Here is a 22,843-nt window from a genome sequence, read left to right as displayed (position 1 = left end):
GGATTTGCCAGCACCTTTAGGCAAAATGAGTAGTGACCTTACTTAAGTACTTGCATCGGAAAGTCATAAGCTTGATATTTAAATACTGACCAGGCATAAGCTTGATATTTAAATGAAAATGTTGATTTTACTGAAGGTGAAATTTTATTCACAAAAAAATAACACTGACAAAGAAGCAATGAAAAAAAAGCACAGAAAAGCAGAAATGTTTTTTCAAAGAGGTTTTAAACAATATGGTGCTGGTAATCTTGAGAGTAGCATAGCGTTTTACGACAAAGTGCTTGAAATTAGACCTGATAAACATCAAGCTTGGTACAGTCGGGGTGTTGCTCTTACTGCATTAGGAAAATTAGAACAAGCCCTGACATCTTACGATAAAGCACTTGAAATTAAACCTGACTACCACAAAGCTTGGCATAGTCGGGGTGTAGTGCTGTATAGATTGGGAAGATTAGAAGAATTAATTGCATCCTACGAAAAAGCGCTGGACATCTCTGAAAAACAAATAAATCGTAGTAAAAAGTTAATAAAAAGACTTGAAATTAAACCTGAATAAAACAAAGTTTTATTTTACAGACTGATATTCAGGAAAATTTAGGAAGGGTGATTACTACCATATAGCGATGCATAAACATCAGGGGATTTTTGGAATACAGCGTTTACACAAGTTTTAACTTTACTCATTGAAGTTCTCTGGTGTGAATGGAAATAATTTTGTAAATTCAAAGTAGCAAAGAAAATAAGTGATGATATCAGGTTTAACAGAATCTCCTAAATCTAAAGAGATTAATCTCAACTACAAAAGGTTAATTTCTTATTTGATTGAGGGGTATATAGTTGGTGCCGAATTACAAACTGCAAAAATTATGTTATCTGTCTGTGGAAAATTAGCTTTTCCTCAAGATAGTTGGTATTTGGAGGAGAAGGATTTCTTAGGATTCCCTTTACAGCACATATATATATTGAACTTTATTTGGTCTAAATATATTGGGTATAGTGGATTCGATAGACAATATTTAATTTGGAGAGAAACTGGAGATGATTCCCTTAGTGCAGGACTAGAATTTGGTTGGGTAACTGTGAAAAAAAGGTCTTTTAGTGACGATTTTAAATACTATTCAACCATTAATTATGAATCAAAGGGGATATTTTCACGCAAATTGTGCTTACCTCGGGCTTGGTTGATATTGTGTAACAAGAGACATGTTGAATATTTTGCAACACAAAACCGGCTTAATGACCTGTGGCGTGTTTATAATTCCTTCAAACGAATAGCTGGTATATTTGAGGAACTTATGAAATATGATATTGATAATAGTGACCAAGACAAAGAAGATGGTTACTGTTGGAGTTATCAATGGAGTATTTTCTCTGAACTAATGAAACGCATGGAACTGTATAAATCTAATATGAATGCTCTAATGTTTTTAAGAAAAGAAAACTTTGACTATGCTAAAGGATTGATTAAGGATGTGGAAAAACTAGACAAAAAATCAAGATTAAAATTACAAGAACCATTCCTTCCATAAAGTACTTATAGGGAACGGTTTTTATATACCTATAAAGCAAAATCTCACGACTAGGGCGTGTTTTCAAAAAGTTAGTTTTTTGGGCGCTCAATGTGGCTACACCGCATCATTACTTGTGACAGTAGCATAAGTCCTGAGTTTCTTATTTGTTGATTTTATTACCTTTATTTTGCATTGACCCTAATTTTCCTATTGATTAAATTAATCAACGTTGACGCTTTTTCTCTTGCAAACGCATTCTTTTTTCTTCAGTCAAATCATCAAAACATTGGGGACAGGAAATTCCTTCCTCGTACTTTGGTGAAGATTTCTCTGTTTCCGAAATTGGATAACCGCAACCAGCACACATCTCATAATTACCAGCTTCTAAACCGTGACGGACTGTGACTCTTTGATCGAAAACAAAACACTCGCCCGACCATAAACTTTCTTTTGCTGGTACTTCTTCTAAGTATTTGAGAATTCCACCCTTGAGGTGATACACTTCCTCGAATCCATGGGAAAGCATAAAAGATGTAGCTTTTTCGCAGCGAATTCCACCGGTACAAAATAGGGCTACTTTCTTCTGTTTGCTTGGATCGAGATTTTCGAGCACATATTCAGGAAACTCTCGGAACGATTCAGTGTGGGGATTTTGCGCGCCTTGAAAAGTCCCAATTCCAACCTCATAATCATTGCGGGTATCGATTAATGTGACTTCAGGATCGGAGATTATATCATTCCAATTTTGGGGATTAACGTAAGTTCCAACTTGTTCGCTTGGGTCAACATCTGATAAACCGATAGTGACAATTTCTTTTTTCAAACGTACTTTCATACGCTTAAAAGGTAAACTTTCAGTATAGGACTCTTTATGTTCTAGATCCTGTAAGCGTGGATCGGAACGCAAAAACGATAGTACTGAATCAATACTCTCGCGATCGCCAGCAATCGTACCATTAATACCTTCTTCTGCGAGTAAAATCGTCCCCTTCACTCCCCGATCTTGACAGTAAGATTGCAAAGATTCCTGTTTTTCAGTAAGGTCTGGTAATTTGACAAATTTATACAGTGCAGCAACTACTAAAGTCATAATTTCTTAACTTTTTAAACAGTTGAATTTCAAGTTGATTATATGTAGGGAAGATTATTTTGTGTGCTTTAAAATTCTACATTTTCCCAAACTTTATTATTGGCGGAAAACTTAAATAAGTTTAAAATATTTGCTGTAAACTGCTGTAAAATTTCAACCTGTAGGTCGAAATCGCCACATTTATCATTTACAATAATTTTAGTAAAGTTAAAATACTGAAGCTAAAATACTTAAGTATAAAGTAAATATTTTTTAACCGTCTTTTGACTTTTGACTTTTTACTTTTGAATTATATCTTGGGGGTATAGCTCAGTTGGTAGAGCGCCTGCTTTGCAAGCAGGATGTCAGCGGTTCGAGTCCGCTTATCTCCATATAAAAGTAAATAGAGACGGATTAGCTTAGTACTCACAGAGAAATAATTATCTCCTCTGGAACAGTAAATGTTAATCCACCTCCGGTGTTTATTTAGTTTGTATAACGGACTTATTTCATCTTAAGGGATAGTAATTTATGTTCAGTTAATAGGTTTAACCAATTAAAAATTTCTAATAGTCACGGTTAAATAAACCAAGCAAAGGTGCCAAAATCAATCCAAATACAAAACCACCGATGTGAGCCCAGTAAGCAACCCCACCCGTTTCTACGCCCATACCTGCAACTGCTTGTAGACTAGCAATACCAGATATTACGTTTTGGATAACGAAGAACCCTATAAGTACATATGCAGGTACCCTGATTGTAGTGATAAAAATACCCAGAAATACAAAAGTATTAACAACTGCTCGGGGAAAGCGAATTACATAAGCACCTAATACACCTGCGATCGCACCGCTTGCTCCCAAAGAAGGAATCATCGAACCTGGAGAAATAATATATTGACACAAAGCTGCCAAAGCTCCACAGGCTAAGTAAAAAATGATGTATTTGAAATGACCCAAACGGTCTTCAATATTGTTACCAAAGACCCAAAGATACACCATATTTGAAATTAGATGCCACCAACCGCCATGCAAAAATTGAGAAGTAAACAGAGTAGCCCATTCCGGTAGTCCTTGGTTAGCCGCAAGTATCACAGGACATTGAAAAGCAGATCGGGTAAATGGAACTAAAACACCAAAGCTTTCGCTTAATTGTCGCGGTACTAGTGCGTAGGCTTGAAAAAATTGGCAAAGCTGAGCATCGGGTAATGTAAATTCGTGGAGAAATACGACAATATTGATGGCAATAAACCCATAAGTAACATATGGGGTAATTCTGGTTGGATTTTCGTCTGATAGAGGAAACACAGGTGGGTTTTTCCTAATTACTAATTAACTGCAATATAGCTTGTGGAACTAGCGAATGCGAAGGATAAATCTTTCACCTGAGTTGTTTATTTTGGGGATTGGGGAAAGTGTGGGGAGTGTAGGGAATTTGGGGATTAGGTATTTAGAATAACATAATGAGGAATAACTTCTGACTTCTTACTTATTACTCATTACCCATTACCAATTACCCATTACCCATTACCAATTACCCATTACTAATATTGCTCTTCAGCTTTGTCACTGAATAAACCCAAAATTGGACCTACAATTGCTCCAAAGACAAAACCACCCGCATGAGCCCAGTAAGCAATACCACCACCCTCCATACCAATATTTGTTGGAGCTTCTAAGCTCGCAAACCCATAAAAAGCCTGTTCTAAAAACCAAAATCCCAAAAAGAAAAAAGCAGGTACCCGAAATGTCGGGAAAAATATACCTAAAGGAACCAAAGTTAAAACTTCTGCTTTGGGAAAACGAAGAATATACGCACCCATAACTCCGGCGATCGCACCGCTAGCGCCCAAAGAAGGAATTAGAGAAGTCTGGGAGAAATACCATTGGGCTAGACCAGCTAACACTCCACAAGTCAAATAAAAAATTAAATATTTTATATGACCCAATTTATCTTCAATATTATTACCAAAAATCCACAGAAACAACATGTTTCCACCTAGGTGTAATAAACCACCATGTAAAAACTGAGAAGTAAATAGAGTTGCCCATTCTGGTATGGGTTGATTCACCTGCACCCCGGCAAAACTTAAGCTCAACTCTCGCGGTACTATAGCAAACAAATGGAAAAATCCATTTAAAGCTGGTGCAGGTAAACTACTTTCATAGAGAAAAACTAAGACATTAAAAGTAATTAACCCAAAAGTTACATAGGGTGTAATACTAGTTGGATTATTATCTCGAATCGGTACCACGGGTTTTTGTTCGTATCAATATATATAACCACGATAGCGAGATTGTCTCAGTTTTACTTCTAGCTTATGGATAAACTTAATAGTATCTATTAGTATCTTAAAGTGGAAGATAAATTACATCGTTCTACTATACAGATAATTTGTAACTGGTAAATGTAAACCGTAAGGGCGTGGCATTAGCCATAAACTGTTTTTAACTGGTAACCGATAACTGTTAACTGTTAACTGGTAACTGTTGACTGTTAACTGTAAATAATTCCTTAACGGCGATCGCGTTCAAGTTCGTATATCACCTTTTCAGTTAACCAGTTAACCGAACGTCCAGGATTGGTGATATTTGCACCTGCAATTAATCTATTAGCGGTTCGGCGATCATTGTATAAAAGCTTCAGAAGTCTTTTGCGCAATGGTGGACTAGCTCGATCAATCCAAGAACCATAGTTTGATGAATTAATATTGGCGTTTAAAGACTTATTCCCTTTATTAATTCGCCAGATCAAACCAGCGCTTCCAGCACCCACTAACCCGATTGTCAGTATTCTGCTCAAATTACCAAGACTATTTGGATTTCCACTATTAGTTTGAGTTATAATCTGACTCACGTCACTATCGAAACTCTGACTGGTAAAAGATTCTGTTAATGAGTTATTGGTTTGCAGTGGATTAACACTAAGAAAAGAAACAGAAAGTAATGTAGTTGCTAAAAGTGTAGTAACGAAGTTAGATAAGTTAGAACTTCGACCAGAACTTCGACCAGAACTTCGACTGGGACTCAGACTAGAACTTGGACTAGAATTGCGATGAATAGTTTCAAGCATAAAATTAATAACTCCTTATAATTAAATAGTTACAAGTAAACTTTTATAATCAGTAATGACCGTTGAAAAACGACTGCTCAGCGAACCGTTCCATTGGTTATTCTTAGTGTGACAATCAAATATGACAAAAAAGTGTCAACCTAATCCAAAGCATAGTAATTGCATGATAGATAATGCATTTTTGCCTGTTATTGAATAAATGAAAATATTAGTGTTACTAAAAGCAAAAACCCCAGCATTAGATGCATAGGGAATTTCATGAGCAAAATTATTCTTAAAAGCGGAATTATTCGGTAGATCAAATTTTCTCGCAACTATCGTAATTATTTATCCCGACATTAAATCCATCAGATGGGAAACTGATTTTTGGGGTCTTTGGACAAGGGAAATCTAAGTATTTTTGTGTTTTCTGGGGACGAAGTAGTGAAACTATAGTTCGCCTAATACGCAAAATTATTTCAGTATTACGAAAGCCCAAATGAGAATACAATTTTCCAAGTAAACCTTCTTCAATTGGTTGAAAATCTGGTTTTAACTGATAAACCCAGTTTGCTATTTCACAAGCCTCATCTAAATGAGTACGGGCAATTGAATGGGCGATAATCCAAAGAATTTCACAAGCTGCATCAATTCTTCGAGGTGTTAATTCTCCCCTAATCAACAGTTGATTGATAATATTTTTATAAATTAATAGATGCTGTAAATCAGTCCCTAAACCTTTTAAACTTGTAGCAAATAGTAACCGTTTTTTACTATGATGGCGACGACAAAGCGTTGGTTCGTAGACTATAGCTATCTTGGGTTTTGCTAGAGCAACTTCTAACATCAAGCAACGATCATCTCTCGATGCAAACCCAGCAGATGCAAATGAAGTTCGGTGGGGAATATTTTCAATTAACTCTCTTTTGAAAATAAACGCAGAGTAATGAGAGCTATCTCCTTCACCTAATTGCTGAGCAATAAAATCATCGCAGTCAATCCAGTTTTGACTTCTAATTAATTCTTCACGTTCATTATAAATTTCGTAACCGCCAACCACTAAATCAGCTTGGGTTTTTTCAGCTATTTCGAATTGTTTATCATTCGCATCTGGATATAGCCAATCATCAGAGTCTAAAAAACGAATATATTTCCCTTTTGCGATGTGAAACGCTCTATTTACAGCCCAAGGTTTTCCCCAGTTACTAATTTGTCTTAAGGTTACGAGATCGGGTTGCTGTTGCAACCATTCCCATGTCCCATCTGTACTAGCATCATCAATAACAATGATTTCGACTTTACATTTACTCTGGCGACAAGACTCTATTGCCTTCGGAAGAGACCAGAGGCGATTATATGCACAAATAATTACACTAACATCCATATGATGCTTTAAATAATAGTACTTAAAAACCGAGCTGTATTACTTGATATCTGAATCTAAAATTTATTATTAACGTTACACATTTAATATCGGGAATACGAGTAGCAGATAAAATTTCATGAAAAAATAAAATTTATTAAAATAAATACTTATCTATTGAAGAAACTACATTTATTTTAAAAACATAAAACATCAATGGATAATTGGTAAATTTATATTACTATTAGCTTTAAATTAAAAATATATAGTAAAGCATAATACATTTATATCTACCTAAGGTCATATTTATCTGAGAACAAAAATCAACCAATCGTTGTGTATAAAATATGCATACGATCAAATTACTTATTTATTAGATTCTATCAATCTATAAAAACACGTCATAATTTATTGTAAATCAACGAGTTTAAAAAAAATATAATTTACTCGAGATTCAAAAACATAGTAGATAACTTTATTGTTACTTTAACGTAAATAGAAATAGAGCAAGTTTTTTTTTTATAAAGCACTTTATTTATAATTTAATGTTATGGTTTTCTACAATTTACAAAAAACATTGACAAAAATTGTAGAGACGTTGCATGCAACGTCTCTACTACAGGATTTATCTATTCACAAATCAAATATGATTACTATAGTCCTATAGATGGTAAATTTTATAACTGAATATCAAAGCTAAATATTGCAACAAATAATTAAACACCATAGGTCATAAAATTGTTATGCATAAGTTTGTGATTTAGACCCAATCTTGAGACGCATAAAATATTTCTTAATCTTGATGCTTACAAGAAGAAGTGAAAATAATCACAATAGAATATTTTGATAGTTGCTAAGTAAATAATTAGAGAAATAGTCGGGTATGGATATCGAAGAGTTGAAACGACGTTATGCAGCAGGAGAGAGAGATTTTTCAACAGTAAATCTGAGCAGAGCCAAATTGATCGGGCTGGATTTGGTAGGAATTAACCTATGTGCAGCAAATTTGATGGGAGCAAATTTAGCTAAAGCAAGAATGTGGGGAGCAAATTTGAGTGGTGCTAACTTAGCAAAAGCTAACTTGACCCGTGCGAATTTGAGTGGAGCCGATCTAAAAGATGCTAATTTACGGGGTGCAAAACTAAGGTACACAAAGCTATATGGGGCTGCTTTAGATAGAGCATGTTACGATAGCACCACAAAATTTACTCAAGGATTTAACCCTGAGGGTAACAACATGCATAGATTCTGAAGTTTGTACATAAAGTTCATAAAATTATTAGCCTCAGAAATCATAAACTGCAAATTAAAAGATAAACTTAAATTTCGCTATATTTTTGGGGAAATGAGTCAGATTCCGATAAGATAACAGTGTACGCATAGATACGCATAGGTATTAACAGATAAGGTAAAATCTGGCTGTAAATCTGTGCTATACCGCAATTTTATGCGGATTATAGCGATTTTTATTGCATTGAAGGCACAACATAAAATATACATGCTCGGCCTACCGGGTAACCAACGGGTTCAAGAAAATTAGTTCAAAAAAGTGACAGGAAACATTTGTCTCATTGCAACGAGAATCGCAATCAAAGTTATAAAATTAGAGTTCCATTGTTAGCTTGATTCAAATCTAATTGCAAAGATTACCTGGAGGCTAACAGATAAATAATGCTTCACCTTTGTAAGCCAGAATGCCTGTCTGTTAATTGCTCTATCTATTTCCTGCGTTTCATTGGAAAGGAGCTATCAATAATATAATGTCCGATATCCATATTCATAATTTAACTGGCTTGGAGCAATCAAATATTCAAGTTCTAAATTTCCCTTGCCTACCAATCCAACGTCCAGTACTAATGGTTGGTCATGGAACTAGAGACGAGCAAGGGAAACAAGCTTTATTAGATTTTGCTACAACGTATCAAAGTTTAGATCTTTCTCGTCCAGTTATACCTTGTTTTTTGGAACTGACTGCTCCGACAATTCAAGAAGGTATAGATGAGTGCATTAAACAAGGCTACACGGATATTTCCGTACTACCTATACTGTTATTTGCTGCCCGCCATAATAAGTTTGATGTGACCAACGAGTTAGATAGAGCTCGAGCAAAATATCCTCAGCTAAAACTTCACTATGGGAGACATTTTGGTATTACCTCAGGGATTCTTGAACTCTGGAAAGAGCGTTTAGCAGTACTCGATCTCCCCGAACATAACCCACAACAAATTGCTCGTGAAGACACTGTTTTGCTATTTGTTGGTAGAGGTTCAAGCGATCCTGACGCTAATGGTGATGTGTGTAAACTTGCACGTGTAATCTGGGAAGGTAGCGGCTATACAACTGTAGAAACTTGCTTTATCGGTATTACTCACCCCAGGCTAGAAGAGGGTTTTCTGAGAGCAAGATTTTATCAACCCAAACGGATTATTGTTTTACCATACTTCTTATTTACTGGTGCACTAGTAAAAAAAATCTTCCGTATTGCAGCACAACAACAACAAGAGTATCCAGAAATATCCATAACGTGTCTACCGGAGATGGGCTTAAACTCTCAACTTTTATCTGTACTGCGGGAACGAGAAATTGAAACCCAAGTTGGACAAGTAAACATGAACTGCGAGATTTGTAAGTTTAGATTGACAGCATTATCTTATGGCGATGGTGAACTCCATCATCATCACGGACACAACCATTCTCATTCTCATTCCCATTCCCATTCCTCGGTCGATCCCTATGCAGATGTGAACAAATATCACCAAAGAATTTGGCAAGCACCTTAAGATAATTCAAAAACACTTGATTGAAACTCCCCTGACTGAATGAAGTACAGGGGATTTTTGCTTCTAGGACAATGCTTACTCAGTTAAAATCTAGGATAAATAGGCTATCGTCTAAATCAAAATTCTCAAAAAATTCATGTCTAAAGAATTTGTAATTGGGGCTAAAGTCCGACTTGTAACCCTCCCACCTTATATTAAAACAGCAGACCCTATGCCTATGTTGCGTCCCCCTGATATCTTGGAGGTGGGAGAAGAAGGTGTAGTACTCGATCGCCGTCCTGGTGGATATTGGGGTATACGCTTCACCAAAGGAGCATTTCTAATGGATAGTCAATACATTGAAGCCATTGATACAGCAACTACTGAATAGGTAACTAATTGCAACTAATAATTGTAAACTTATTTAAAGTTGTGGATATTTAGCTGGTGTTATGGTTTCCCGTCGGAATTTTTTAAATATACTTTTTGCTTTGTGTTTTGCTGTTTTGGGATGGCTCAATTTTGCTCCTACAGCAAATGCATTGGGTGGTAAATTACCTGATGTTAATCAACTTGCACCCGAGTTTACTCTTTCTACTAACACTGGTGATGGTGAAGTTTCCCTATCTGACTATCGTGGGAAGTGGGTAGTACTTTACTTTTATCCCAAGGATTTTACTCCTGGTTGTACTATAGAAGCACGACGTTTTCAGCAAGATTTACCTAAGTATATCGAAAAAAATGCTCAGGTAATCGGCGTTAGCGCCGACGATATTGATTCCCATGCAGAATTTTGTGATTCTGAAGGTTTAAAATTTCCTTTGCTAGCTGATACTAGTGGGGCTGTAAGTAAAGATTATGGTTCTTGGATTGGTTTTGTTTCCATGCGCCATACTTTTATTATTGATCCAGAAGGCGTACTGCGTGAAACTTTTGTAAAGGTTAATCCCTCGATTCATAGTACTGAAGTTTTAGCAAGACTAGAGGAATTGCGCTCAGCAGCTTGAGAATAAAATTAGTAACTTCAGTTGTTAGTTGCAAAAATTTACTAAGCGATCCCCCTTGCTCTAGCTTGAGAAGGGGGAAATTTGTCTCAGAATTGGTAAAATTCGCTTCATAAAAAACCTCGCGGGAGCTTGGAAACAAGCGTGGCTTTAGCCCGGAGAGTGTCAATTGATAAGAATATTTACTAATTCAGGATTCTTCGGTTGTTCTGATGTTGTCAGAGTCATTCTATGTTTTCGAGGTAAATCTATGGCTCGTCAACGTTGGGCTTCTAGAACTGTTTTTTTGCTAGCAGCTGTAGGTTCAGCAGTCGGCTTAGGTAATGTGTGGCGCTTTCCTTACCTAGCTGGGAAATATGGTGGAGGTGCATTTCTTATACCTTACCTCATTGCCTTAATTATTGTTGGTACGCCAATGCTAATTCTGGAATTTGTGGTGGGACAAAAAATGCAGCAGGGTGCAATTGGCTCTTTCCGGAAACTCCATCCCTACGCGGGGGGTTTGGGTATTTTTACCATGATTTCTTCCTTGGTGATTGTTTCTTATTATGCCGTAGTTATGGCTTGGTCTGTGATTTATTTTCTAGCGTCTTTTGGGGTGCAGTGGTCGGATAATCCTAAAAATTACTTTAATAACAGTGTTCTCCAGATTAGCGATGGAGTTAATAATTTAGGAGGTATTAACTGGTCTATCCTTCTTTGTCTTACAGTCGTTTGGATTTTGATTTATTTTTGTATTTGGCAAGGAACAAAAAGTGTTGGGAAAGTAGTTCTTTATTCAGTACCTTTACCAGTTGTTTTACTGGGTTTACTGCTGTTACGTGCAATTACTTTACCTGGTTTTTTAGATGGCTGGAGAGCTTACCTTAATCCGGTTTGGAGTGCACTAGTAGATCCGGAAGTTTGGACATCTGCCTTTTCGCAGATTTTCTTTACCCTTTCACTAGGATTTGGGGTGATGATTACTTATTCTAGCTACAAGCAAGAAGATGATGATATTGCTCGAGATGCTTGGTCGACAGCAATCATAAATAGTGCAATTAGTTTATTTGCAGGCTTTGTGGTGTTTGGAATTTTGGGTTACATGGCTTCCCAAACAGATACTCCCTTAAAAGAACTAGCAGCTTCAGGTCCTGGTCTGGCGTTTGTGGTTTTCCCAGAGGCTTTGAGCTTGATGCCATTACCCTGGTTATTCAGTATTTTATTTTTTGTGATGCTTTTATCCTTAGGGATTGATAGTGCGTTCTCAATAGTCGAAGTATTGAATGGAGCTATTCTGGATCAACACAAACATCTCAAACTTTCTGTTGTTTCATTTTGGGTTTGCATCGCTGGATTTATTGCTGGAATAATTTACACAACTCGTGCTGGACTTTATTTTTTAGATATTACAGACCATTTTCTTACCAACTACAACTTAATATTGGCAGCAATTTTCCAAGTCATCCTGGCTGGATGGATATATGGAGTGGAGCCACTCCGAAGACACATTAATCAAGTTAGTGATTGGCGAGTTGGTAAATGGTGGAATATTTCCATCAAATATGTAATTCCAATAATTTTAACCTGTTTACTTGCTACCCAGCTTTCTAAAGATATCAACACGCCTTATGGAGGATATCCGGTCTGGGCTTTGGGAATTGGTTGGGCGATTGTTTTGATTCCACTTATGTTATTTCTTTTATGTCTGCTGAATGACTGGAGAAGAAATATCGAAGTTTAGTTTAGTTTGGTTTGGTTTGGTTGAATTTTGAATTTTGTCTTTGTTTACGGAATATATAGAAAAAAAAGGCAAGCTAAATATTAAATTACCTGTTTGAATTATTGTCTTATTTAACAGAACCGCTCACACTCAAACGATAGCTTGCCGATCCTTTACTCGATCTCCGACTGATTTGCATAATAATTTTCTGCTGATTTTGAACCTGTAATTTTTGAACTTTACGCTTACTTTTTGAAATGACACCTACACCAAAAGATTTTAATTTATTCCCATCAAGATCGAATAAATCGACTGTGATATAGTTCAAAGTATTCTTGTCATCCGGAGCTACATCTAAGGCGATCGCAACTTCTCCCGGTTCTGCAACAAAGCTGTAGAAGTATTCACTTTGATTATCTTTATCGTTAAACTCAGTGGGGAAGTCACCTTCCCTCACTGGTCTCCAGAACGGTGCGTAAAACTTTCGCTTTACACCGCTCCTCAGTGTACGACTACTACCATTAATTTGTAGTATCAACCTTACGTGAGTGAATTTGGTCGTGGCAATATAAATGAACTAACAACAAATTTTTGTCAGCATTGTTGCCTCCTTTAGACCTTTTTATGATATGGTGTTTTTCCATCTGGTCTGAGGGTTTAAAACTAGCTCCACAGTGAGCACATTTCCCTTTCTGTTTCTTTAGCAGTCGGGATTTTTGCGGGTCAATTGTTTGATAACTGTCCCCTATGCGTTTACTCCAATATAAAGCGTCACCATCGTAGGGAGTTCTGGTTCCTTCTACTTTTACCCATTTGACACTAGCTGGAAAGTTAGTGTGACAGAGTAATTCCAGAGAATTTTCACCACTTCTATAAACGAATGACCATTGCCTACTTCCACCGAAGTATTTATTGGCTATCCATTTTCTATTTTTATGAGGGTGACGACGTTTAGCCCATCTCCATAGTCTTGACCACATCAGGTTTTTAACTTTGGAGAATGATTTTGATGAATGCCAAGGCGATTGATAATTACACCAACCTCTGATGATAGGATTTAGCTGTTTAATTAATGCTGCTGCATTTACAGCTTTCATCTTGTCACACCATTGGTTGAGATTATCGTAATGGGTTTTGACCTTTTCCTTGGAGGGTCTAATGATGGTTTTAAAACCTAATAATTTCTTCCTGGTCGTTTTACCAGAATGATGTTTGCCAACTTTGAATTGTCTGATTTCAAAGCCTAAGAATTGAAATCCGGCTTGTTCATCATTAAATGTTTTCAGAGTATGGGCGATTCTGGTTTTACTAGTGTTTAACTCAAGTCCGATTTTTTCTAACCAATCTTTGACTAATTCCTTACATTTATTTATCGGTTCTAGTTCTTCACATAAAATAACAAAATCATCCGCATAACGAATTAATCTTGGTGATTGAAATTGCTTTCTGTATATTTTCCAGGAATCAATCCATCTACCTTTTTCATCGTTAGGAAACTTGTTTTCTATATGTTTTTCTAGTCCATGCAATGCTATATTAGCTAGTAAAGGAGAAATAGACCCACCTTGAGGTGTTCCCTCAGAAGTGGAATTATAACCCTTTCTTTCTGCCCAATTACTAAAGTCAATAACTCCAGATTTAAGCCATGCTTTAATTTGTCGTGAAGCTAAAGAAAAGGTTTTTATTTTTCTCAATAGTGCTTGATGATTAATACAGTCAAAACATTTGCTTATATCGGCATCCAAAACGTATTTTGGTTTTTTGTTGATAGAAGCGAATATTGCTGCAATTGCATCGTGACATGAGCGGCCAGGGCGGAAACCATAGCTATTTGGCTCAAATACGGCTTCCCATTCTGGCTCAAGTGCTAGTTTGAGAAGGGTCTGTTTTACTCTTTCAAGGATGGTGGGTATTCCTAGAGGTCTTCTCTGTTTCTTTCCAGGCTTAGGTATCCAAACCCTTCTGGTTGGTTGAGATTTACCATCTAGTTTCAGATTTTTGGCAAGTTTGAGACGTTCTTTGGGTTTTAGAGCTTTTACTCCATCAACACCCGCAGTTTTCTTTCCCTTGTTTTCTTGAGTTACCTTTCTTGTTGCGAGTAATTTTCCATAGTATGAGCTGACCATCATTCGCTGGAGTTTGTGGACTAGCTTTTTATCACCTTGTAAGGAAGCTCTGTAAATTCGTTTTTGCAACTTAAATACCTGGAATTCAACTGCTTTCCAATTGATTTCTTCCCACGTATTCCATTTCAACTTTGATGTAATCTCCATACCAGAACTTATTAATTGCTTTTAACGAATGTACTTCTCGTACAGCAGGTAAGCTATTGGCTTATCCTCATCCATTACAGATGGGCGTTTGCTTCTTCTTACATCCCTGAGACTGGGGTGTTTCTTTGCGGGTAACTACTCCTATACGGAGAACTTTCCCAGTCTTTGAATCGTTCCTATTTTCCGTTGATTCTGACCTTAGAGTTATCCAGTCCACCGGAAGTATTAGATGACATCGAAACATACATAATAATATATGTTTCATCCTTAACACCTTCTTGTCCTTATTTCGGACGCTGGGTATCAGCCTTATTTCCCAACTTCGCAGTTACGATGGTTTGTGGATATTCGCTTTCACTACTCATAGTCAGTTGCTTGCGGTGACACCAGTTATGTAGGCTACTAGTGGAGGCCGCTTTTAGTGCCGCTTCAAAACCAACGATTACCATTCCTTAGCCCTGGACACTATGCTTTCAACCCGATGTCGGGGTGGAAGGATTTTCACCCTCACGGAAGATAAGTTTTCTCGGTTTCAGATTATTACTAATCTTTCCCTATTGACCAAAATTTTCTTTTGGTGAGGAGAACTTCAGAAATTTATTTCTTGGTATCTCCAACGACCCGCACAATTATCCCTGCCACTATCCCTAAGTGATCCAAGTTTTTTATTTGAATATCTTCTATTTGGTGATTCATTTTTTGTGAGATTAAGGTTCATACTTGATTCTTAATTTTCTCACTTTTCAAGATTTTTATTTATGTAAAAACCTCTTTTTCTTTTTTCTGAATATAAGTTTTAAATACAAGCGCGATGTTTGGGAGAACCATCAACGTCAACCCGCAAGCTATATTCAGTATTTATACATAGACGCTCAGTAAATATTTTTAGTTTATTGATAGTCACCTTATACTACAAAGTGAAGTGCGGGATGTAGGTTAAAAATTACTCAGATGAACGTTATGCCAAATTCAAAAATCTAGAACCACAACTCAAAGCCAAGTATGCCAGAGGATTGCATTTACCTCTACTGTGGAAAGATGCTTTGGTTCCCCCCTTCCGTTTCGATCCACAAGATAAACAACAGAAAAAAGAGATTTATTTTGTTGGACTTAAAGCTAAATTCAACTCCCAACAGGATGCATTCGAGTTTAACTCACTATTAGCTCCACCCACTTTGGAACACCCAAGGCATTTTCGTTACAAGATCAACCAGGAGAAGAAAGCTTCAACTAAGAGCAAGAAAGGTAAGAAGAAAGACAAATCAAAATCTTAGGCGGGAAAATACTTCCAAGCAGGAGAATGCTCCCAAACAAGAGAATAATAATCCCAAAATTGAGAAACCATCAACAACCAATGATACTAAAATATCAGAACAATTTGATAACTCGCGTTTAGACATGCCAGTCTCAGGAAAATTAGAAGTCACAATCAAAATAAACGAATATTCTAAAATTAGTACCTGTAAATATTGAATTATAAGAAGAGAACAGAGGACATAAATTCTTTTCTAGCAAGACTTACAGCTATCTTGTCTTAGCAGTACTAGATCCAAAACATCTATTACCCAAGATTTATCCCCATAATCCACAATTACATATTTAGTAATAATTGAAAATTAATCTATTGATTTATCTATTAGCGACTAATCTTAAATAATTATTTCTCTATTTTGGATTAATTAAATTTTATTTGTATAACAACTTGATAACTGTAGTATAATATTTAAACTAGAAACACGGTTAACTAATATTATTAATTCCCTAAACTCTCAAATATTAGATAATAATTAAATTTTATATTGATTGCTTTTACTTCTTGGACGAAATATATTTTATGCATAGTAATTGCATAGTAAATACTATGTGTCATTTCATCAAGTTATTTTGATTTGACTCCGATATTTTAAGTTTTTACATAGCATTTGCATTGTATTTACTATGTCATGTATCCTGCTTATCTAATACGGGATCATCTCCCTCAAAAATGGAGTTTGATATGCAGGCAAAATTTCTAAGGGACTTCAAATTAATAAAATCTCCAACCGTATCGCCACGGTCATTGGCGCGTGCCGTACAAATATATATTGGGTGAAATCAAGAACTGCTGGCGCTTGTTCACGCAGTGAACAAGCGACGGTTGGAGATTTTATTTTTTGGATCTTCCTAAGGCGCATATTTTAATATTACATCCCATATTCCGCAGGTGCGATCGCAAAATGTTGTATTTTTAAAACATGAGTATTTCAGCATCGCAAATCAAAGTACAAAATATCGACCACTTGGGCATAGTGGCAGGGATTATTGATGAAATGGGTAAAGTTATCGCAAATTAACCAACTGCTTGGAACTCATCCCCAAGAAATAATCAGTGCAGGTCAAGTCGTCAAAGCAATGATTATCAACGGCTTAGGTTTTGTCAGTGCGCCACTATACTTATTTGAAAAGTTTTTTGAAGGCATTGCAACCGAACATTTATTTGGAGAGGGGATATACCCAGAACATTTGAATGATGACCGCTTGGGCAGAGTCTTAGACAAGCTATATGATGCAGGATTAACCGAAATCTTCATCCGAGTTGCACTGTCGGCAGCAGAACGATTTGGAGTAAAAATCAACAGTTTACACTTGGATTCTAGTTCATTTCACGTACATGGAAATTATGGAACTGATGCTGATAATAAAGCCGAGGTGGAATCAGGGTTAATTACAATTACATATGGTTATTCCAGAGATCATCGACCGGATTTGAAACAATTTATTCTCGACTTGATGTGCAGTGGAGATGGAGATATCCCCTTATATCTGAGAGTTGCAAATGGCAACGAAGTGGATTCAGCTATATTTGGAACACTTATCGCCGACTTCCGAAAACAATGGCAAATAGATGCTTTATTTGTTGCTGATGCAGCTCTTTATACTAAAAAAAATTTGCAACAGATGCAAGAGTTACGATGGGTATCTCGAATTCCTGCAACCCTAACTGCAGCAAAAGAACTATTAGAAAATATCAATATTGATGCATTTATACCAACTACAATTCCAGGATATCGTATCGCCCCATGTTGTAATAATTATGGTGGTGTGCAACAGCGATGGCTGGTGGTAGAAAGTGAAGTTCGTAAAGAATCTGACTTGAAGCAACTGGAAAAACGTCTAACAAAAAGATACACACAAGCACAATCTCAACTACGAAAATTGTGTCAACAAAAATTTGCATGCTCTGAAGATGCACTAAAAGCAGCCAAAGGACTTGAGAGTCAGTTGTCATTTCATCAACTCGCAAATATTGAAGTTATTGAACATGCCCAACATCATGGGCGTGGCAGACCCCGTAAAGATTCTCAACCAACACACTTGTATCAGATTCAAGCTGAAGTTATACCCAAAGAAACTGCAATTTTTGTTGAGCGAGAACGGGCTGGCAGGTTTATTCTCGCCACTAATGTTCTTGATGTTAACGAGCTTAGCGACGAAGATGTTTTGCGTGAATATAAAGCTCAGCAATCTACCGAACGTGGTTTTCGATTTCTCAAAGACCCATTGTTTTTTACTTCCAGTGTATTTCTAAATTCAAGCAAAAGAGTTGCAGCTTTGGCAATGGTTATGGGTTTGTCTTTGCTAGTTTACAACTTGGGTCAGAGGGTATTGCGTCAATCCTTGGAACAAACATCCCAGACAATCAAAAACCAGTTAGGTAAGCCAACTTCCACTCCTACTCTGCGTTGGGTATTTCAATGTTTTATGTCAATACATTTATTAACGATGCCTTCGGCTATGCCCTCCGGGCTTATCGCTGGCTTGAAACAGATTTCCAACCTCAGTGAAGAACGATGTTGGATTCTACAATTTTTTGGTGCTCCTTGTCGTAAATATTATCTCCTTTGCTAATTAAGCTGCGGAATGTGGGTTCTACTGCAATCACACTCAAAAAACCCATTAAGGTTTTCATGCCCTGGAAGACGCGCGGCTGCGCCACGAACGGCAGCAAGTCTGTTAACGGGAAAAGTCAGGTTTCTACTGGGTTCACCAAAAGTTGCCAAGACTCCGAAAAGCGTGTTACTCGACATCAGAGTTTGTAGCCCCCTTATTTGTATAACTTTTTATTTTTATTTAAGTAAATTTTATTTATTGAAAGTTCCATAGGCCATATTTTAATGGTTTCGTCCGCGCTACCACTAACTAAATTTTGACCATCCGCACTGAAGTTAACTGACCAAACAGGTTTAGAATGCTCTGCTAAATTATTCAGCAGTTTACCAGTGGGTAAATGCCATAGATTAATAGTTTTATCGTAGCTACCACTAGCTAAAATTTGTCCATTGGGGCTAAAGGCAACCGATTTCACTGCTCCTAAATGTCCCATTAGTGTGTGTAATACTTTGCCATTATTTAGTTGCCATAGCTTGATAGTCTTATCATAACTGCCACTGGCTAAAATCTGCCCGTCAGGGCTAAAGCTAACCGACCTTACTGATCCCGATTGTTTTCCCAGTATGTTCAGTATTTTACCTTCAGCAACCTGCCAAACTTTGATCATGCCATTCTCACTACCAGTAGCTATAGTCTGACTGTCTGGGCTAAAAGCGACGGATCTCACCCAGTCTATATTTGGCAATATATAGAGTAACTCACCCGTACGAAAATCCCATAATCTGATAGTTTTGTCAAGACTGCCACTGGCCAGTAATCTACCATCGGGACTAATAGCAATTGCTTTTATATAATCTGTATGACCTTTAAAGATATTAATAAGAACACCAGTTTTCAGATTCCATAACTTAATCTGGTTATCCCAACTACTACTGGCAAGAATATCACCATTAGGACTGATTGCAAGGGATTCAATTGCATCATGGTGTCCTTTAAAACTATGTAGTAACTTACCTGTATGTAAATCCCAAATTTTGATAATTCCATCATAGCTACCACTAGCTAAAGTTTTGCTATTTGGGCTTACGGAAATCCCATAAATCCAGGCGGAATGTCCTTTCAGAGTGTTAGAAGATCTAATATTTAACCAATACTTAGAAGCAGATGTAAGTATCTCCAATTGTGGAATCAATCTAAAACTGTCAAGACTAGCAATAATGAATATTGTTGCTATTATTAATACTGCTGAAAATTTCCAGTAAATTAACTTTGAAATCATAGAGAAAAGACCTATTTATAGAGATATTTAATCATAAATCACGTGAGTTCGAGTTAAAAATATTAAGGCAATACTAAATCAATACTACATGTTATTTTACGGATAATATTATTGTCATTTTGGCAATTTTATAATGCAATTTTTTGTCTTAAATACTTATTATTCTATTAATTTATTATTTTCGGTTGAGTTATAACTTTGCTGAAATTTTTAAACGTAGTAATAAGCTTATCAATAATACAATTTCTATAATTCATTCTTAGAAATCTGAAAGTAGTGTTGTTCGCTATAACTTTCCATATTCACTGCGAGAAGTTGATAATCTCTTCAAGGGGTAGTAACTATCTTTTAAATAATGGCAGGACTTACGCAACTGTCATAAGCAATGGTGCGCCGGGCGCGCACCGAGCGCCTAAAAAATTAAATTATAGATATAGCAACATTAGGGCGTTTCAGTTACTCAATTAGATAATTTGAAAGTAAATTATGCTTTATTTTGTAAATAGTTTGACCTGTTTTATAGGCTAAACTTTTTAGCCTAACCCAAACCAACATAGCACAAGCAATATGATTTCTTTGAAGACGGGCTTTACGACATTAGTATGATTCAATACCAGTTAATTGCTTTATTTATCGGTGGAATTTCTCTATTTTCCAATGAATATTGCACACAATAAGGTACAASATCCGTAGAAATTTGGGATAAGTCATTAGTCGCGACATAATTCGTTTTGTCGGTAGAGACAGATACCCGGAAAAGTTTCACTTTATTATCAGCAGGTAACCCTTTAATTTTTATTATTTCACCACATTCTAATTCTTCATTACTCTATTCTAAAAATTCTATATTTTTATATTTTTCTTTACCAAAACTATCATCTACCAAACGATTAGTTTTTAAAGGACAATAATAAATCTTATCTAGACTATCTATATAAAGCATTAAACTTTTGACTGCATACCACGTATCCATTAAAATCATGTTAAAAGGCAGATTTTTTGATATACAAGGCCTAAAAGCATATTTTTAACATGGTCAATTTTAATTAACTCATCATTTTTGGTATTAAAAATACGGTAGTTTATTACCCAAAATTGTAACGTTTTAGGATTAACAAATATGTAACTTACTATTTCAATTCCCCTGATAATACCATGTTCATTACCACTATATTGTCTTCTAACTATTTCTATTTCGAAGGAAAATCTTTTATCTACAACCGTATCATCAAATATAATATAAGCATCTTCATCAATTACTATTAAATTCTTGACATTATCCCAAAGTAAACGAGGAGTTAACTTTTCATTTTTCAAATAGTAATTGATTTTATCATGACTAATATTTTCTAAATGTTCTGCGAGGTTAGCAATAGTATAATTAATTTGGCTGTTAAGTAAATATTGGCAATAATCTAGTTTTGTAAACTTCATCGCCCTCACATTTTCTGATACACCCTCCGCAAATTGTCTCATCAAATCTTGAATAACAAGATGCATCATTAATTATTGTTATTAATTCGAGTCAAACCAATAAAACACATTTTTGTCTAATTAGTACATGTATATTATTTAGTCACGATCGCATTGTGACAGTTGCGTAAGTCCTGAATGGGAAGTATAAATAATCCATCATGGCAAAATTTTTGGTGAAGTCATATCATATTTCTAAAATTAAAATTTTATCCCAAAACTAAGACTCAAAAATAGATACCTTGAAAAGGTTACCATTTGAATTTTTAGTATTTAATGATAATTTATTGGTAAATTTGCTTAGGTTATTTTACTTTTTGTTTTTTTTGTTTGTTTTTATATTCAATCCAGATTCGGATGAAAAATAAAAATATTGTTCCTGCAATAGCTACAATTCCAATAGGTGTTAAATATGTCCACTTACCTGACATTTTATCCAAAATATGCCAAATTAAAATAAATATTGCTAAGTAAGTGAGTCTATGCAATTTTTTCCAGTTTTTTTTCAGTCTCCTGACACTCCAATTGTTAGAAGTTATAGCTAAAAGTGTAAAAATTATGAGGGTAACAATTCCTTGTAAATAAATCCAATATGTTTTCGTATCAAAAACATCAAAATTTCTTTTTTGTATCATTAAAAATCCATGACCTAAAGCAAAAAAGAAAGTTAATATACCAATAAAGCGACGATATTTACATAAAAATTGATGAATTTCAATCTTTTGTATTCTAGGAAAAATAATCTTCAGAATTGTAGGAAGAAGTGTGGTTATGTATGTAAATAATGCCAAGAATCCTAGAGTATTAGCTAATGATAATGTATTCATTTACGTTACATTTAATTTTTAACATGAATTTTCATGATGAAAAACAGCCCCTAAATAAGGTAGCTATGAGGACGAATCAGCCATGAAGCTGAGCTGTCAATTTCCCATCCAGGTAATCGGTTCGTTTTAGAACGGTTCGAGAGCCTTGAGTAAGATCGGCAAATGCCGTTTCTTCTTCATAGTGACCTTGATGATATCTTCACAGATACGAATCTGCCCAGAATTACAGATAAACTTCTCAAACAGAGAGGTTAGGTTGAGGTAAGAACAGCCCTCTAAATCCAATGCCAGCAGACGATAGAGATTATGAGTAAGAATGGACATTGTTAGGTCAAAGTCAACATTGATTGATCAACATCGAGGAAGAAAGCCGGTTGAGATGGAAAAATTGAATAGTATCGTAAATTTCCTGCTTGACCAACCAACGCCGAGCATACTTACGAAAATCTGATTGATGGGGAGCCTAGAGCTTGCCCCTTTAGTTAGAAGTTAGAGGACAGAAGGGAGCATGAGGAAGGAACAGAAAACAAGTACACGACTTAGGTGTTTGGTGATGCAAATTTTTTTTTCATCGGGACTGCCTTTCCTAATAAAATGACGATAGGGTGTAGCCAAACTAGTCAGCCACCTCAGCGGCTAAGCAACCATCTATGTAGAAGGCT

The 22,843-nt window shown here is 36.0% G+C and carries 17 protein-coding genes, 1 tRNA gene and 2 pseudogenes; 10 read left to right on the top strand and 10 right to left on the bottom strand.

Going from position 1 to position 22,843, the window contains the following annotated elements; all coding sequences use genetic code 11:
* Positions 1-178: 178 nt before the first annotated feature.
* Together BC008_RS27650 and BC008_RS27645 are read left to right on the top strand one after the other, a co-directional pair.
* Positions 179-556, top strand: a complete 378-nt coding sequence (locus BC008_RS27650) for a tetratricopeptide repeat protein (RefSeq protein WP_201026187.1) — start codon at positions 179-181, stop codon at positions 554-556.
* Positions 557-746: 190 nt separating this feature from the next.
* The gene (locus BC008_RS27645) at positions 747-1,529 is read left to right on the top strand and encodes a GUN4 domain-containing protein (protein WP_027846400.1); all 783 of its coding nucleotides are present in this window, start codon (positions 747-749) and stop codon (positions 1,527-1,529) included.
* A gap of 205 nt (positions 1,530-1,734) precedes the next feature.
* Here BC008_RS27645 and trhO read toward each other — a convergent pair whose 3' ends face one another.
* A complete protein-coding gene (trhO, locus tag BC008_RS27640) occupies positions 1,735-2,601 on the bottom strand; it encodes an oxygen-dependent tRNA uridine(34) hydroxylase TrhO (RefSeq protein ID WP_027846399.1) in 867 nt (288 codons plus the stop codon).
* Between the two features lie 298 nt (positions 2,602-2,899).
* Between trhO and BC008_RS27635 the strand changes: the two genes are divergently transcribed.
* Positions 2,900-2,972 (top strand) — tRNA-Ala (locus BC008_RS27635).
* Between the two features lie 174 nt (positions 2,973-3,146).
* Here BC008_RS27635 and BC008_RS27630 read toward each other — a convergent pair.
* From BC008_RS27630 to BC008_RS27615, 4 genes are all read right to left on the bottom strand, one after another.
* The gene (locus BC008_RS27630; RefSeq protein WP_058184068.1) at positions 3,147-3,887 is read right to left on the bottom strand and encodes a rhomboid family intramembrane serine protease; all 741 of its coding nucleotides are present in this window, start codon (positions 3,885-3,887) and stop codon (positions 3,147-3,149) included.
* Positions 3,888-4,123: 236 nt separating this feature from the next.
* On the bottom strand, positions 4,124-4,834 hold the full coding sequence (locus BC008_RS27625) for a rhomboid family intramembrane serine protease (protein WP_027845733.1): 711 nt from the start codon (positions 4,832-4,834) through the stop codon (positions 4,124-4,126).
* Between the two features lie 260 nt (positions 4,835-5,094).
* Positions 5,095-5,652, bottom strand: coding sequence for a hypothetical protein (locus BC008_RS27620; protein WP_058184067.1), 558 nt, complete (start codon positions 5,650-5,652; stop codon positions 5,095-5,097).
* A 298-nt stretch (positions 5,653-5,950) separates the two neighbouring features.
* Positions 5,951-7,015 carry a glycosyltransferase family 2 protein gene (locus tag BC008_RS27615; RefSeq protein ID WP_027845734.1) on the bottom strand — a complete coding sequence of 355 codons (1,065 nt, stop codon included), beginning with the start codon at positions 7,013-7,015 and terminating at the stop codon, positions 5,951-5,953.
* A gap of 862 nt (positions 7,016-7,877) precedes the next feature.
* On the opposite strand from BC008_RS27615, the gene BC008_RS27610 reads away from it, so the two are divergent.
* From BC008_RS27610 to BC008_RS27590, 5 genes are all read left to right on the top strand, one after another.
* A complete protein-coding gene (locus tag BC008_RS27610; RefSeq protein WP_027845735.1) occupies positions 7,878-8,246 on the top strand; it encodes a pentapeptide repeat-containing protein in 369 nt (122 codons plus the stop codon).
* Between the two features lie 508 nt (positions 8,247-8,754).
* A complete protein-coding gene (locus tag BC008_RS27605) occupies positions 8,755-9,774 on the top strand; it encodes a sirohydrochlorin chelatase (RefSeq protein WP_027845736.1) in 1,020 nt (339 codons plus the stop codon).
* 136 nt (positions 9,775-9,910) lie between these two features.
* A complete protein-coding gene (gene sipA / locus BC008_RS27600) occupies positions 9,911-10,144 on the top strand; it encodes a regulatory protein SipA (protein ID WP_027845737.1) in 234 nt (77 codons plus the stop codon).
* A gap of 61 nt (positions 10,145-10,205) precedes the next feature.
* Positions 10,206-10,760, top strand: a complete 555-nt coding sequence (locus BC008_RS27595) for a peroxiredoxin (RefSeq protein ID WP_027845738.1) — start codon at positions 10,206-10,208, stop codon at positions 10,758-10,760.
* 166 nt (positions 10,761-10,926) lie between these two features.
* Entirely contained in the window at positions 10,927-12,480 is a 1,554-nt protein-coding gene (locus tag BC008_RS27590) for a sodium-dependent transporter (RefSeq protein WP_201026186.1), read from the top strand.
* 106 nt (positions 12,481-12,586) lie between these two features.
* On the opposite strand, the gene BC008_RS27585 is transcribed toward BC008_RS27590, so the two are convergent.
* Together BC008_RS27585 and ltrA are read right to left on the bottom strand one after the other, a co-directional pair.
* A complete protein-coding gene (locus BC008_RS27585) occupies positions 12,587-12,916 on the bottom strand; it encodes a hypothetical protein (protein WP_027845740.1) in 330 nt (109 codons plus the stop codon).
* A 64-nt stretch (positions 12,917-12,980) separates the two neighbouring features.
* Entirely contained in the window at positions 12,981-14,732 is a 1,752-nt protein-coding gene (gene ltrA, locus BC008_RS27580) for a group II intron reverse transcriptase/maturase (RefSeq protein ID WP_058184065.1), read from the bottom strand.
* Between the two features lie 1,013 nt (positions 14,733-15,745).
* Here ltrA and BC008_RS27575 point away from each other — a divergent pair.
* A complete protein-coding gene (locus BC008_RS27575; RefSeq protein ID WP_036269365.1) occupies positions 15,746-16,006 on the top strand; it encodes a hypothetical protein in 261 nt (86 codons plus the stop codon).
* A gap of 960 nt (positions 16,007-16,966) precedes the next feature.
* Positions 16,967-18,620, top strand: a pseudogene (locus BC008_RS27570) (IS1634 family transposase).
* A 196-nt stretch (positions 18,621-18,816) separates the two neighbouring features.
* Here BC008_RS27570 and BC008_RS27565 read toward each other — a convergent pair.
* From BC008_RS27565 to BC008_RS27550, 3 genes and pseudogenes are all read right to left on the bottom strand, one after another.
* Positions 18,817-19,881 carry a WD40 repeat domain-containing protein gene (locus BC008_RS27565; protein WP_058184064.1) on the bottom strand — a complete coding sequence of 355 codons (1,065 nt, stop codon included), beginning with the start codon at positions 19,879-19,881 and terminating at the stop codon, positions 18,817-18,819.
* Between the two features lie 456 nt (positions 19,882-20,337).
* A pseudogene (locus BC008_RS47660) lies at positions 20,338-21,315 on the bottom strand (IS701 family transposase).
* 344 nt (positions 21,316-21,659) lie between these two features.
* Positions 21,660-22,181, bottom strand: coding sequence for a ferric reductase-like transmembrane domain-containing protein (locus tag BC008_RS27550; RefSeq protein ID WP_027846138.1), 522 nt, complete (start codon positions 22,179-22,181; stop codon positions 21,660-21,662).
* Positions 22,182-22,843 lie beyond the last annotated feature (662 nt).

Origin of the sequence: Mastigocoleus testarum BC008, assembly GCF_001456025.1 — a bacterium.
GTDB lineage: Bacteria > Cyanobacteriota > Cyanobacteriia > Cyanobacteriales > Nostocaceae > Mastigocoleus > Mastigocoleus testarum.
This window is presented reverse-complemented; position numbering and strand designations above follow the sequence as displayed.

Bases quoted from the DNA above. Each gene is read 5' to 3' on its own strand.
- BC008_RS27595 (WP_027845738.1), top strand. From the start codon at position 10,206: ATGGTTTCCCGTCGGAATTTTTTAAATATACTTTTTGCTTTGTGTTTT.
- trhO (WP_027846399.1), bottom strand. From the start codon at position 2,601: ATGACTTTAGTAGTTGCTGCACTGTATAAATTTGTCAAATTACCAGAC.
- BC008_RS27615 (WP_027845734.1), bottom strand. From the start codon at position 7,015: ATGGATGTTAGTGTAATTATTTGTGCATATAATCGCCTCTGGTCTCTT.
- sipA (WP_027845737.1), top strand. From the start codon at position 9,911: ATGTCTAAAGAATTTGTAATTGGGGCTAAAGTCCGACTTGTAACCCTC.
- BC008_RS27645 (WP_027846400.1), top strand. From the start codon at position 747: ATGATATCAGGTTTAACAGAATCTCCTAAATCTAAAGAGATTAATCTC.
- BC008_RS27610 (WP_027845735.1), top strand. From the start codon at position 7,878: ATGGATATCGAAGAGTTGAAACGACGTTATGCAGCAGGAGAGAGAGAT.
- BC008_RS27550 (WP_027846138.1), bottom strand. From the start codon at position 22,181: ATGAATACATTATCATTAGCTAATACTCTAGGATTCTTGGCATTATTT.
- BC008_RS27605 (WP_027845736.1), top strand. From the start codon at position 8,755: ATGTCCGATATCCATATTCATAATTTAACTGGCTTGGAGCAATCAAAT.
- BC008_RS27565 (WP_058184064.1), bottom strand. From the start codon at position 19,881: ATGATTTCAAAGTTAATTTACTGGAAATTTTCAGCAGTATTAATAATA.
- BC008_RS27650 (WP_201026187.1), top strand. From the start codon at position 179: ATGAAAAAAAAGCACAGAAAAGCAGAAATGTTTTTTCAAAGAGGTTTT.
- ltrA (WP_058184065.1), bottom strand. From the start codon at position 14,732: ATGGAGATTACATCAAAGTTGAAATGGAATACGTGGGAAGAAATCAAT.
- BC008_RS27620 (WP_058184067.1), bottom strand. From the start codon at position 5,652: ATGCTTGAAACTATTCATCGCAATTCTAGTCCAAGTTCTAGTCTGAGT.